Raw genomic sequence first — 13265 nt, 5'->3', positions numbered from 1 at the left:
TCCATGGCATTCATCTGCGGTCTAAAGTCGTTGATTGTCATTGCGCTGATTGCGATAACGCCGTTCGCCTGGGGGGCGAATGAAGATCCTGCTGTATTGGATGCCAGGCTTCGGTTAGCGGATGCTTTCGCCGCCAAAGACAAAGAGGCTGTGCATGCCCTGATCAGCGATCCATTGAGCGGCTTTCGGTTTTATGAATCTCAGGCCGACGAGTGGTGGGTGGCGGCCGGCAGGGCTATCCGTGAAGCCAGGCTGATCTCAGAGGACGAGGCCGAGAATATTTCGCGCTCTCTGATGCCTCATGACAGGGATCGGGTTATTTACTCCATTCTCTGGCATGGACAGATACGCCCGATTGCTTTTGTCTTAAGGCGTTCTGTCTGGGCACTTGATCTGAACTCGTTTCTTGGGCCATTTCCCACTGGTTTGCGTTAGCCTGATTTGGGGCGTTCCCACGCTCCGCGTGGGTGCGCCGCTTTCGGCGCTCTGCGCCAGATTTTCACCGTTCGCTGCACCCGAAAAAACCGGACGCAGGAGCGTCCAATACGGCATTCCCACGCAGAGCGTGGGAATAATCGAAGACGTGGAAAGACCGCCGTGTTTCCACAAGGTGCCGCAGCGCTGCTGCGGTGTATCGAGGGCAGGGCGGCAAGTCCGCGTGCCCCGGTCTCGATACCCCGGCATCACCGGCTACTCGCCCCGAATGGGTACGCGTTTGCGTCAAATCCACAGCTTCGTTCCTGATCGCACCCATGCTCCGCGTAGGACGCCGCTTTCGGGCGTCTGTATCCGCGCATAGCGTCACAAACGTGCTTCCACGCGAGGTCGCGGGAAGGACCAAACAAGCTCCGGAACTTGCGGCGGATTCCGTCATGTGCATTGACGCCGGATGAATGCGGGCGGAATATCCGGGTTCGTTTAGTTGTTTGCTTTTGGCAGGGTGCTTTGCGGTACGGCGGGGTGGCTAGATGACGACGCTTTACATAGTTGGAAATGGTTTTGACCTTTGGCACGGATTGCCCACCAGATACTGCCAGTTCAATGAATTCGCAGAAGAAACCTTGAGTGAAGTTGCAAATTTTTATTCGGTCGATCTCGCGAATGCCGGACCATGGTGCGATTTTGAGAACTCTCTCGGTCGCTTCAATTGGAGGGCGTTTTACAACGCCCATAACTACATAGATGTTGAAGCCGAGAGCTTCAGGTGTAGTTCCGTTTACTCATTAGAAGATGATCTTGTTGAACAGGCGGATCAACATGTCAGTGAGATTAGGGATTGCTTTCAAGCATGGGTGACTGAGATCGACATTTCTATGGTTGAAAGGAAATTGGTTCTAGTAGAGAACGCGAAATTCCTGACTTTTAACTACACGTCGACGCTCGAATCCGTATACGGCATAGCGGATGAGCAGGTGCTGCATATTCACGGGAAGGCAGAAGCGTTTGATGAGCTGATCTTTGGTCATGGAGACTCCATGGAAGAAGAGCCTGAACTGGACGGAAATGGTGATAGCAACCGGACGATATTCTCGGATGCCGAGGGCTCGGCCAAATACCCCTTCTATGCGTTGCAAAAGCCCGTGGAAAAGGTATTGAAAACACACACAAGCTTCTTCGACTCTCTTGGGGACACGAGCGAAATTGTTGTAGTTGGCCATTCGCTTAATAAAATTGATCTGCCGTACTTCAAAAAGGTGGTTCAGCGGGCTCCGGCTGCTCAGTGGAAAGTCTGCTGCTTCACCGAAAAGGAGAAGTCTCATTACGTTCAGACGCTGGTCGAGTGTGGTGTTCCGCAGAGACAAATTCATGTCTGCGGATATTCAGATCTTGAGTCCGTGCTGCATCAAGGACTCACCTGACAATGCCTCTAGTTGGATACCAAACCCGCGCTGTGGCTTCGTCGCCCTTGATCGTAGGCGCTGGGCTGCTACTTCCAATGACTTGACGGTCAGGCATGGTCGAAAACCGCTGCTCATCAAACCAACAATGCTGAAAAAACTCCTCCCCATCCTCCTCTGCCTGCTCTTCACCAGTCCCGTGCTGGCGCGCGACTGGCTGGGCTGCTGGCATGAGGACAAGGCCGAGGGGCTGACGGGGCTTGAGCGCTGCGCCTGGCGCGAGGGTGAGCGTTTGCGGCTGGCGCCGGCTTTCATGCGGCGGACGCGCTTTGGCCGCGACGGGCTGGGGGCGCTGGTGATAGCGGGGCAGTGGTATTACGTGAAGCGTGATGGTCGCCTGTTGCCGGTGGTGACTTTCGATAACGGGCCGGATTACTTCGAGGAGGGGCTGACGCGCTCGCTGCAGTCGGGCGGCATTGCCTGGTATGACCGGAGTTTCCGCCAGGTGATTGCGCCGCGTTACGACTGGGGGGCGCCTTTCTACAAGGGCCGTGCGGAGGTGTGCCGGGGCTGCGTGGAGAGTGCGCCGGATGGTGACGGACACCGGAGCATGGTGGGCGGTGAGTGGGGTGTGATCGATCGGCATGGGCGGGCAGTCGAGCCGCTCAAGGCGCTCAAGGCCTCGTCGCCCGGCGCCGCATCGTCCGGGAATCCGTTCCAGCTGCCGGCTGCCCGCTGAGGCGCAGGGGGCGGGGCTTGCCGGGTAGGCGGTCTGCGCAGCCGCATCCCGCCTTGTTCTGCAGGCTACCTGCCTGGAGAGTCCCGCTGTGCGCTGATTCCGTTTGGTTCGGTCTTTTTCATCCTGTTTTGCAAGCCCCGGACATAGATTGGCGAGTACATGCATCCATTGATGTCGTCATCCCGGCGCAGGCCGGGATCCAGAAGGATGCGAGGGACGGCGGACTCCATATCGATGCCGTGGCGCCGTTTTGCGGCCCCTGGTCTTTTGCGCTTGAAGGCCGCATTCAGGCGCGGCAGGCCGACTCTGGATCCCGGCCTGCGCCGGGATGACGCCAAGTGGAGGGTGCGTTGGCGTTTAACTAAACCGCATTACCCGCCGTGCGCTGCTCTTCAGGAGGGTATCAGGGCGTGTGCGGGGTAATTTCCAGCTTGCGGATGTCGAAACCTTTGTTCTTCAGGCGTTCGAGCAGGGCGGCATAGGCTTGCGGGGCGGGCTGCGGGCTGCGCGAGAGAATCCACAGGTATTCGCGACCGGGTTCGCTCACGGCGGCGAGCTGGTAGTCTGCATCCAGATCGATGACCCAGTAGTTACCCCACACGGCGGGAATGAACGACAGCCAAGCCGGCGCGAAGCGGACCTTGAGTTTCGGCGAGCTGGCGTCACCGATCTGGCGGGCGGCGCCCAGGGCTTCGGTGATTTCGCCATCGATCTGCCTGCAGCGGTTGAGCACCTGCAGCGTGCCGTCAGGCTTGAGGCTGTAATCCGCGCGGGTATCGCTGGCGCACTTGCGCTGGAACCAGTTCGGGAATTTGGCGATCTCGTACCAGGTGCCCAGGTAGCGCGGCACGTCCAGCGTGGCGATGGGGATCAGGGGCTCTTCTGTTGTCGGGGCACTGGCAAAAGTGCTGAACGAGCAGAGGTTCAGGGTGCCGAAGATCAGGGCGCTGAGGATCAGGCGGATTTTCATGTTGGCGGGCTCAGGTGATGGATCATGGTTTGAGCGCAATGCTGGCAAGCGGAACGAGCGGGATCACTGCTGGAGGTGCATCCAGATGGGCGCGCTCCTCGCGGCAGGCGAGCCCGCCCATGTCGTATTCGCGGCACACGCCCGGGCGACGTTCGTAAATGGTGCACAGCAGGGTGTCGCGGTCGAGCGCGACACACCAGCCGTCTTCGAGCCGCCGCATGACTTCACCGCCCCATTCGTCTTCCAGCGTCAGGTGGCGTGGCACGCTGTCGTCACCCATCAGGATGACTTCGAGCTGACAGCAACAGGCGCGGCAGGTGCTGCAGGTGACCTGAGGGTCGATGAAAGCGTCGTCTGAGGGGCTGGATGTGCTCATGGCGGGCATTGTCCCATGTCGGCGGCGATGCGGCAGAAGCCCTGACAGGGATCAAGCGTCTGGAACGCCTTGCGTGACATCATCTTGCGGCTTTTGGTCGTGCGTTTTTCTGCGGTTTCGCTGGCGAATCTGAGGCTTTGCCTTGATAGTTGGCCGCTATTGCGGGAAAATCACGGGCTTGCTGGACCTCGTGTCGCACCCCCTGCGGCGCAATTCAATACTTATCAGGAGATTTGCAATGGCTGCAAAAGACCGTATGGCCGTACTGGCTGCGATGATGGACCAGGCCGTGATTCCGGTGTTCTACGATCCGGACGTCGAAGTTTGCAAGAGCGTGATCCAGGCTTGTGCCAACGGCGGCGCCAAGTGCATCGAGTTCACCAACCGCGGCGATTTCGCTTCGCACGTGTTCTTCGAAGTCACCAAATACTTCGCCAAGGCTGACCCGTCCGTGATCATGGGCGTGGGCTCCATCGTTGAAGCTCCGACCGCCGGCATCTATATCGCCAACGGCGCCAAGTTCATCGTCGGCCCGCTGCTGAACGCTGATGTGGCCAAGGTTTGTAACCGTCGCGGCATCCCCTACAGCCCTGGCTGTGGCTCCGCTACCGAAATCGGTGACGCACAAGAGCTGGGCTGCGAAATCGTCAAGGTGTTCCCGGGTTCCTCCGTTGGCGGCCCCGAGTTCGTCAAGAGCGTCATGGGCCCGATGCCCTGGACGCGCATCATGCCCACCGGCGGTGTCGAGCCGACCGAAGAGTCCCTGCGCAAGTGGTACGGCGCCGGCATCGTGGCTTGCGGTATCGGTAGCAACCTGATCACCAAGAAGCTGCTCGACGCCAAGGATTACAAGGGCATCGAAGAAAATGTTCGCAAGACCGTTCAGCTGGTCAAGACCATCAAGGCCGAACTGGCTGCGAAGTAATCTGTTTTGAATCCTGTCGGGCCGCTCAGCGCAAGCTGTGCGGCCCGCAGTTCAAGAAAATCGACTCCATCCACATCCACAGGATTAGAAAATGTCTGAACTGATCATCAAATCCGTTGCTGAAACCAAGTGGGACTGCGTGTCCTTCGGTGAAGTCATGCTGCGTTTCGACCCGGGCTTCGGTCGCGTGCGCAATTCCCGTTCCTTCCAGGTGTGGGAAGGCGGCGGCGAGTACAACGTCGCTCGCGCCATGCGCAAGTGCTGGGGCAAGCGCGCTGCTGTCGTCACGGCTCTGCCGAAGAACGATCTGGGCTGGCTGGTTGAAGACTTCATCATGCAAGGCGGCGTGGACATGTCCCACGTCATCTGGCGCGATTTCGACGGTCTGGGCAAGAACACCCGCGTCGGCCTGAACTTCACGGAAAAAGGCTTCGGCATCCGTCCGGCACTGGGCTGTTCCGACCGTGGCCACTCGGCTGCCTCGCAAATCCGCCCGGGTGAAGTGAACTGGGAAAAGCTGTTCGGCGAAGAAGGTGTGCGTTGGTTCCAGACCGGTGGCATCTTCGCCGCACTGGCCTCGAACACCGCTGAAGCCGTGATCGAAGCCGTTGAAGTTGCCAAGAAGTACGGCACCGTTGTGGCCTATGACCTGAACTACCGCGCTTCCTTGTGGAAGAGCCAGGGTGGCAAGGAAGGCGCACAGAAGATCAACCGCAACATCGCCAAGTACTGCGATGTGATGATCGGCAACGAAGAAGACTTCACCGCCTGCCTGGGCTTCGAAGTGGAAGGAGCCGACGAGCACCTGACCAACATCGAAACCGACAGCTTCAAGAAGATGATTCAAGCTGCCGTCGCTGAATTCCCGAACTTCAAGGTCGCTGCCACCACGCTGCGCAAGGCCACCACGGCCACCCTGAACGACTGGTCCGCACTGTGCTACTACCAAGGCGAGCTGTATCAGTCCATGAAGCGCGAAAACCTGGAAATCTACGACCGCGTCGGCGGTGGTGACGGTTTCGCTTCCGGTCTGGCCTATGGCTTCCTTGAAGGCAAGGGCCCGCAAGCTGCCGTCGAATACGGCGCAGCCCACGGCGCACTGGCCATGTCCACCCCGGGCGACACCTCCATGGTTCGCGTGGAAGAAGTTGAAGCAGCCATGAAGGGCAAGGGCGCTCGCGTCATTCGCTAAATTTACGCATAAGGCTACTGCGCGGGCGGATCTCGAAACTCCGGTGCTCAACGTACTATCCGTACGTATCCGCTCCTCGTTTCGACCTCCACCCGCTCGCTACGCCTTCTGCGCAAATCTGACGGTTTGCTTGAAAAGCAAAAACCCGGAGACGCAAGTCTTCGGGTTTTTTGTTGGAGCGGCCAATGGCCGCGAAGTCTTTCCGGATTTTTGAAACCGTTCGACCCGAGTGCCGCGCGCAGCGCGGTGTATCGAGGGTGGGGCGGCAAGGATCGGGCTTTTGCCTCGATACAGAGCTTCGCGCCACTCGGCACGAACGGATGTGGGGCGCATGAAAACGTAGAACACGCATTCAAGGACTACCTCGCATGACCTGGCAAGAATTCAAACAGAACTATCTGGTGCGCTTCTGGGCGCCGCTGCCGGCGGTGCTGGCCGCCGGGGTGCTCTCGGCGTATTACTTCGGCATCACCGGCACCTTCTGGGCGGTGACCGGCGAATTCACCCGCTGGGGTGGTCATCTGCTGCAGTTCGCCGGCTTGCATCCGGAGAACTGGGGCTACTTCAAGACGATCGGGCTGGCTGGCACGCCGCTGGATCGGATCGACGGCATGATGATCCTCGGCATGTTCGCGGGTTGCCTCTCCGCCGCGCTGTGGGCCAACAACGTCAAGCTGCGCCTGCCGCAGCACCGCATCCGCATCGTGCAGGCGGTGGCGGGCGGGATGATTGCGGGTTTCGGTGCGCGTCTGGCGATGGGCTGCAATCTCGCGGCTTTCTTCACCGGCATTCCACAGTTCTCGCTGCACGCCTGGTTCTTCGCGCTGGCCACGGCGGCAGGTTCCTGGTTCGGCGCACGCTTCACCATGCTGCCGGTGTTCCGCATTCCGGTGAAGCTGCAGAAAGTGTCCGCCGCGCAGCCGCTGACCCAGTATCCGGATCACGCCGCGCGGCGCTTCCGTTATGGCATGTGGGTTTTCGTGGCCTTCGCGCTATGGGCGCTGGCCCAGACTTTCAACGCACCCAAACTCGGCCTGGCGGCGCTGTTCGGCCTGGCTTTCGGTCTGATCATCGAGCGTGCGCAGGTGTGTTTCACCTCGGCCTTCCGCGATCTGTGGCTGACCGGCCGCACCCAGATGGCCAAGGCCATCATCATCGGCATGGCGGTGAGCACCATCGGCGTGTACAGCTATGTGCAACTGGGCGTGCCGGCCAAGATCATGTGGATGGGGCCGAATGCCGCCATCGGCGGGCTGCTCTTCGGTTTCGGCATCGTGCTGGCCGGGGGCTGTGAAACCGGCTGGATGTACCGTGCCGTGGAAGGGCAGGTGCATTACTGGTGGGTGGGCTTCGGCAACATCATCGGCGCCACCGTGCTGGCGGCTGTGTGGGACGACATTGCCCCGGCACTCGCCACCAGCTATCCGAAGACCAATCTGCTCGAAGTATTCGGTCCGCAAGGCGGCCTGATCGTCACCTACCTGCTGCTTGCCGCAGCCATGCTCGCCGTGCTGGCCTGGGAGAAACGTTTCTTCGCCCGCAAGGCTGCCCGTGATAACGCCGCCCAGGAGGCCGCATGAACAAGCCTGCTACCCCCGTTTTCGTTCCGGATTATCGCCTCGACATGGTCGGTGAACCCTGTCCGTATCCCGCCGTTGCCACGCTCGAAGCCATGCCGCAGTTGAAGCCTGGCGAGATTCTGGAAGTGGTGAGCGACTGCCCGCAGTCGATCAACAACATCCCGCTGGATGCGAAGAACCATGGCTACGAAGTGCTGGAAATCCAGCAGGATGGCCCGACCATCCGTTACCTGATCCGGCGCTGAGGCTTCTGCCATGACCCGAATCCTCCTGCGCGGCCTGCTTGGTTTGCTGGTTCTGTCGACGTCTGCGGTTTTTGCTGCGGACGTTCCGGCCTTGTCCCGGCAGACCGGTCTGAGCGTTGCGGTGATCGAAACCGCGGCATCCTTCGGCCGGAATCCGCGTCGCCTGATCGGCATGAACGACAAGGGCGATGAAGCGCCGGCCAAAGGCGTGATGATCGATGTGCCGGCCAAAGATGCTTTTCCGGCGGTAGAGAAGATCCGGGCGGCGCTGGGCAAGGGCTACGTGGTGTTCGTCTCGGAGCAGAACTTCAACATCAACAACAAGCCGGACCAGGTTGCGGTGATCCGTTCTGACGATCAGCTCGATGCCTTGCGGATCATGGGCACGAATGGCATCAATTACGACCTGGAAACGAAGCACGTGCTGCAGCAGCTCAAGCGCTGGGACAAGAAGTATGGCCTGACGATTGTCGGTGCCGGCATGGACTGGGTGCAGGCCAGCTTCAAGATGAAACCGAGCCCGATGCTGCCGTTTGCCAGAGAAGTCTACAAATTCTGTCCGGACGTGGTGGATCAGGGCACGGATACGGTCGAGAAACTGGCTGAGGAAATGGCACGTGGCAACACTCTGTACCTGTGGTGGGACTGAGCAGATCGAAGCCTGAAGAGCCGCGTGTGGCGGCGTTCTTCAGCACGTCAGGCCTGTCGTCATTATCTGGCGAGGGCCTTGCGGCATGTTGCCTGAAGACGCCCGTCGGACGCGGCTCTCCGGCATGTTGGCCGGGGCGTCCTGGCTAACAGGTATCATCGCCGCGCATGAGCACAGCCCATTCCTCTCCACTTCCGATGCGGGACGGCGTCAGCCCGAGCTGCGTCGTGCTGCCGTCCGGTGACTGGCCGAGCATTGCCGCCTTCCTGTGCGCACGCTTTCCGGCGATTGCGGCGGAGGAATGGGCGGCGCGGATGGCGGCCGGTGATGTGGTTGATGAGTTCGGCCAGACGGTGAGCGCCGCGCGGCCGTTCCAGGCCGGTTTGCGGGTGTTCTACTACCGCGCGCTGGCGGCGGAAACGCCGATTCCATTCGAGGAGCGCGTGCTGTTTCAGGACGAGTTGCTGGTGGTGGCGGACAAGCCGCATTTCCTGCCCGTTACGCCGGGCGGACGCTATCTGCAGGAAACCTTGCTGGTGCGCCTGAAGCGCAAGCTGGGCATCGCCACGCTGAGCCCGATCCACCGCATCGACCGTGAAACCGCTGGGCTGGTGGTTTTCGCCGTGCAGCCCGCCACGCGCGGGCGCTATCACGCGCTGTTCGCCGAGCGGGCGGTGGAGAAATGCTACGAAGCGGTGGCACCGTTCCGCGTCGATCTGGCCCTGCCGTGTACGTATCGCAGCCGGCTGGTGGATGCAGCCAACTTCATGCAGATGCGCACGGAAGCCGGTGAGCCGAACGCCGAAACCCACATCGAACTGCTGGAGCAGGCCGGCGCGCTGGCGCGTTACCGGCTCAGCCCGCTCACCGGGCGGCGCCACCAGCTGCGCATGCACTGCGCCGCACTCGGCATGCCGATCCTGCATGACCGCATCTACCCGGAACTCCTGCCGGAAAACACCGACGATTACGCCCGACCGCTGCAATTGCTGGCGCGCCGCATCGCCTTTCGCGATCCGGTAAGCGGCGTGGAGCGCTGCTTCGAGAGTCAGCGCAGCCTGATGCCTCTGGCCGAGGCCGGCCTGTAAGCCGCACCGGGCGGGCTTCTTCAGGTGGTGTGGTTGCAGAGGCTTTTTCGGCGCGCGCCTTCATGAGACATGTTCGCAGAGGTCCGCTGCATGCGGCTCTTCAGGCTGGGGTTTCAAGCTGATTTGTCAGGCCAGCAGATTTTCGCGAACAGGGTTTGCAAACGTGCGCCACGTGCCGGATTGACGTGTCGGACATGTGCAACGCGTCCTTGCAGATGGGCACGAAAATCCAGATGGGCCTCGCGATTCTGTTCCGTCGGTCCATGCCGGATGCAATTGTTCAGGATGGCTTTGAGGAGATCGAAGTCCTTGCGTGCAACATTGGGTTTCTGGTTGACCAGCACCCCTGTCACCCACTGGGCCTGTGCCTGCGTTGCGATGCGGGTCTTGTGTGGGTGGGGAGTGAAACCTTCTTCCAGCGCGATGCTGGCAGCCATCAACGCAATCCGGCGCGCGTGTGCCGGCGAGTGAGCCGGGCAGGAGAATACGAGATCGTCTACGTAGCGGGTGTAGCGTGCGCCGGCCTCGCGTGCGGCGCCATCCAGACGCAGATCGAGTCGCCAGGCACACAGATTGGCCAGCGCGGCAGAGGTGGGGGCGCCTTGTGGCAGGTGGCGTTGTCGCCACGCTTCCTGACTCGCGCGGGTTGCCCGCTTGGCGACGCAAGAACACAGCGATTCCTGTGGCTGTGCGCGCAAGGCGGCCGGTGCAGTTGCGTGGGTGGTCAGCGCGGTGAGATAGCGGGCGACTTCAAGGGGGTAGCCCAGGCTGCGGAACAGGGCGTGAATGCGGGCTGCGGGGATCGAGGTGAAGAAATCGCGCAGATCCAGCTTCAGGACCAGTGGCGTGCCTGCGTGAATGTGTGCGTTGCTCACGATTGATCGGCCCGGTACGCAGCCATGGGCTGCGGCGTGAACCGGTACCTTGTCGAGCATCCCTCGCAGGATCTTGCGTTGCACGCTGCGCAGAAGCGGCTTGGGGCTTTCGATCAGGCGTTGGCCCCCGCTGGCTTTGGGCTTCCAGTGATAACGGTAATGACGGCGTGGTTCGATCTCTGATTTGCCTCGCCAGGCGCCGATGTCCGCCAGCCAGTCCAGCTCGTCGATGCTCAAGCCCAGCCAGGCTGCCAGATCTCCAGCGGTGTGCAGCACGGGCAGAACGAGCGTCGACAGGGCTGAAGCTGCCGCAGCCATCCGTGGCTGAAAGCTGAAGTAGCGATAGATGCGTGGCTTTTCTCTGCCAGCATGAAACGCGGCAATGAAGCTTGGCTGGGCAAGCAGCCAAGCGACGATGTTTTCAAAGTCATCCGGGCGCAGCGGTAAACCGAAGCGCTCATCGAGTTTGCGGATCAGGCGCGCCAGCCAGGGCCATTTGCGGCCCAATGCAGCAGCGGCATTTTGCTGCAGCGTCGAGAGCCCGCCCGCTTCATCACTCAGCAGCGCACGCGCCAGACCACGTGCGACGTGGCGCATGTGCCGGCTTGGTAAGCGTTCCGGTGAGTCCGAGGCCGACGTGTCCACAGTGGTTGCGGGAGAAAAGAGGGGTGACGTGCTTGCCCAACCTGTCGTGTCTGGCATGAGCTGCCTTGCGCTGCAAGCGCAAAAAGGCTCATGCGAGGAAGTGCCCGAAATGCTGCGCCCCGGGGTAACCCCGGAGGGGCTGATGTGAGCCAGGCAAACATCAGCGCATGCTTGGGCAAGCGCGTCGATGCGGAGCCTACGACGCCGGCATGGATCTGGTCAAGCGGCGTTGTGCCTGCCCGGCGGAGAGTTCAGAGCCGGCGCTGGTGTTTCTGGATGACTTCGAGGAAAGCCATGCCGTAGGCGTCGAGCTTGCGGTCGCCTACGCCGGAGAGTTCGTACATGGCCTCCAGGCTCATCGGGCGTTTGTCGAGCATCTGCTTGAGGGTAGCGTCGCCGAAGATCATGTAGGCGGGCACGTTCTGTTCTTCGGCCAGATCGCGGCGGCACTGGCGCAGCGCGGCCCACAGGGTGCGTGCCTCGTCGCTCTCGAACTCGATCTCGCGGCGCACGCTGGCAGCCGCCTTGGGCGCGGCGGCGCGTACGCGTTTGGCCATGAACGGGGTTTCGCCACGCAGCACCGGGCGGCAGGCATCCAGCAGCATCAGCCCGCCGAATTCGCTGACCCCGAGCAGGCCTTGGGCGACGAACTGGCGCAAGAGCGAATTCCATTGTGCGTCGGGCAGGGCCTTGCCGATGCCAAAGGTGCTGAGCTGGTTGTGTGCGCGCTCCACTACCTTGGGCGTGGCCTTGCCCATGATGATGTCGATGATGTGACCCGCGCCGTAACGCTGACCGCTGCGGTAGATGGTGGATAGCGCCTGCTGGGCGGGCAGGCTGGCATCGAAGGTTTCCGGCGGCGTCAGGCACATGTCGCAGTTGCCGCAAGGGGTGGATTCTTCGCCGAAGTAGCGCAGCAGCACTTCGCGACGGCAGGCGGGAGCTTCGCTGTAGCCGAGCAGTGCATCAAGCTTGCGGCGCTCGACGCGCTTGATTTCGTCGGGCGCCTGCGATTGCTCGATCATCTCGCGCTGCAGCACCATGTCCTGCAGGCCGTAGGCCATCCAGGCATTGGACGGCAGGCCATCGCGGCCGGCGCGGCCGGTTTCCTGATAGTAGGCTTCCAGCGATTTGGGCAGATCGAGGTGAGCGACGAAGCGCACATCCGGCTTGTCGATGCCCATGCCGAAGGCGATGGTGGCAACCATCACGATGCCGTCACCGCGCACGAAGCGGGTCTGGTGATCGGCGCGCACCGCCGCGTCCAGCCCGGCGTGGTAGGGCAGGGCGCTGATGCCTTCGCTGCGCAGCCAGGTGGCGGTTTCCTCAACCTTCTTGCGCGACAGGCAATACACGATGCCGGCGTCGCCGTCGTGATGGGTGCGGATGAATTTCAGCAGCTGCTTGCGCGGGTTGTCCTTCTCGACCACGGTGTAGCGGATGTTCGGCCGGTCGAAGCTGGAGATGAAGACGCGCGCTTCTTCCAGCGCCAGGCGCTCGATGATTTCGGCGCGGGTTGCCGCGTCGGCGGTAGCCGTGAGCGCAATGCGCGGAATCTGTGGGAAGCGTTCGTGCAGCACCGTAAGCTGGCGGTACTCCGGGCGGAAGTCGTGGCCCCATTGCGACACGCAGTGCGCTTCGTCAATCGCGAACAGGGCGATGCGGGCAGATTCGATCAGGGCCTGGCAGCGGCCGTTGAGCAAGCGCTCAGGGGCGACGTAAAGCAGGTCCAGTTCGCCAGCGAGGAGCTGACGCTCGATGGCGCTGGATTCTTCAAAACTCTGCGTGGAATTCAGGAACGCGGCACGCACGCCGAGCTGGCACAGGGCCTGCACCTGATCCTGCATCAACGCGATCAGGGGGGAAACGACGATACCGCAGCCGTTCCGCAATAAGGCCGGAATCTGAAAGCACAGCGATTTGCCGCCGCCGGTGGGCATCAGCACCAGCGCGTCGCCGCCTTGCCAGACGTGGTTGACGATGGCCGCCTGTTCGCCGCGGAAGGCCGGGTAGCCAAAAGTGTGACGCAGGACGTGCAGCGCCGGATCGAGTGCTTCGGGGGAATTCATTGCGGGGCGTATTTTGCCAGAGGAAGCGGGCTGGCTCGGGGGGGAAACAAAGTAAACTCACAAACTGCTGGCTG

The 13265-nt window shown here is 61.4% G+C and carries 13 protein-coding genes; 9 read left to right on the top strand and 4 right to left on the bottom strand.

What is annotated here, in order from left to right:
* Positions 1–3: 3 nt before the first annotated feature.
* From Q9Q94_RS09390 to Q9Q94_RS09380, 3 genes are all read left to right on the top strand, one after another.
* Complete coding sequence (locus Q9Q94_RS09390) at positions 4–435, top strand: hypothetical protein (RefSeq protein WP_305979800.1); 432 nt, start codon at positions 4–6, stop codon at positions 433–435.
* Positions 436–968: 533 nt separating this feature from the next.
* On the top strand, positions 969–1859 hold the full coding sequence (locus Q9Q94_RS09385; protein WP_305979799.1) for a bacteriophage abortive infection AbiH family protein: 891 nt from the start codon (positions 969–971) through the stop codon (positions 1857–1859).
* 127 nt (positions 1860–1986) lie between these two features.
* Positions 1987–2577 carry a WG repeat-containing protein gene (locus Q9Q94_RS09380; protein ID WP_305979798.1) on the top strand — a complete coding sequence of 197 codons (591 nt, stop codon included), beginning with the start codon at positions 1987–1989 and terminating at the stop codon, positions 2575–2577.
* A 403-nt stretch (positions 2578–2980) separates the two neighbouring features.
* On the opposite strand, the gene Q9Q94_RS09375 is transcribed toward Q9Q94_RS09380, so the two are convergent.
* Both Q9Q94_RS09375 and Q9Q94_RS09370 read right to left on the bottom strand, forming a co-directional pair.
* The gene (locus tag Q9Q94_RS09375) at positions 2981–3547 is read right to left on the bottom strand and encodes a lipocalin family protein (protein ID WP_305979797.1); all 567 of its coding nucleotides are present in this window, start codon (positions 3545–3547) and stop codon (positions 2981–2983) included.
* A 22-nt stretch (positions 3548–3569) separates the two neighbouring features.
* The gene (locus tag Q9Q94_RS09370; RefSeq protein WP_305979796.1) at positions 3570–3923 is read right to left on the bottom strand and encodes a YkgJ family cysteine cluster protein; all 354 of its coding nucleotides are present in this window, start codon (positions 3921–3923) and stop codon (positions 3570–3572) included.
* Between the two features lie 238 nt (positions 3924–4161).
* Here Q9Q94_RS09370 and Q9Q94_RS09365 point away from each other — a divergent pair, with 238 nt between their 5' ends.
* The 6 genes from Q9Q94_RS09365 (at position 4162) to Q9Q94_RS09340 (ending at position 9602) form a co-directional block, all read left to right on the top strand.
* On the top strand, positions 4162–4848 hold the full coding sequence (locus tag Q9Q94_RS09365; RefSeq protein ID WP_101942368.1) for a bifunctional 4-hydroxy-2-oxoglutarate aldolase/2-dehydro-3-deoxy-phosphogluconate aldolase: 687 nt from the start codon (positions 4162–4164) through the stop codon (positions 4846–4848).
* A 91-nt stretch (positions 4849–4939) separates the two neighbouring features.
* A complete protein-coding gene (locus tag Q9Q94_RS09360) occupies positions 4940–6040 on the top strand; it encodes a sugar kinase (protein WP_305979795.1) in 1101 nt (366 codons plus the stop codon).
* Positions 6041–6390: 350 nt separating this feature from the next.
* Positions 6391–7620 (top strand): selenium metabolism membrane protein YedE/FdhT, encoded by a 1230-nt coding sequence (gene yedE / locus Q9Q94_RS09355; RefSeq protein ID WP_305980278.1) that lies wholly within the window; start codon positions 6391–6393, stop codon positions 7618–7620.
* Positions 7617–7865 (top strand): sulfurtransferase-like selenium metabolism protein YedF, encoded by a 249-nt coding sequence (gene yedF, locus Q9Q94_RS09350; protein ID WP_305979794.1) that lies wholly within the window; start codon positions 7617–7619, stop codon positions 7863–7865. The genes yedE and yedF overlap by 4 nt, the downstream gene beginning before the upstream one ends.
* Before the next feature lie 10 nt (positions 7866–7875).
* Positions 7876–8514 (top strand): DUF4253 domain-containing protein, encoded by a 639-nt coding sequence (locus Q9Q94_RS09345; protein ID WP_305979793.1) that lies wholly within the window; start codon positions 7876–7878, stop codon positions 8512–8514.
* A gap of 167 nt (positions 8515–8681) precedes the next feature.
* Complete coding sequence (locus Q9Q94_RS09340) at positions 8682–9602, top strand: pseudouridine synthase (RefSeq protein WP_305979792.1); 921 nt, start codon at positions 8682–8684, stop codon at positions 9600–9602.
* Between the two features lie 113 nt (positions 9603–9715).
* Here the strand turns inward: Q9Q94_RS09340 and Q9Q94_RS09335 are convergent, their stop codons facing one another.
* Both Q9Q94_RS09335 and recQ read right to left on the bottom strand, forming a co-directional pair.
* Entirely contained in the window at positions 9716–11074 is a 1359-nt protein-coding gene (locus tag Q9Q94_RS09335) for a reverse transcriptase family protein (protein WP_305979791.1), read from the bottom strand.
* A gap of 299 nt (positions 11075–11373) precedes the next feature.
* On the bottom strand, positions 11374–13191 hold the full coding sequence (gene recQ, locus Q9Q94_RS09330) for a DNA helicase RecQ (protein ID WP_305979790.1): 1818 nt from the start codon (positions 13189–13191) through the stop codon (positions 11374–11376).
* Between the last annotated feature and the right edge of the window lie 74 nt (positions 13192–13265).

The organism is Uliginosibacterium sp. 31-16 (assembly GCF_030730865.1).
Taxonomy (GTDB): domain Bacteria; phylum Pseudomonadota; class Gammaproteobacteria; order Burkholderiales; family Rhodocyclaceae; genus Uliginosibacterium.
Note: the sequence above shows the minus strand (reverse complement) of the source record. Positions and strands in the feature narration are given on the sequence as shown.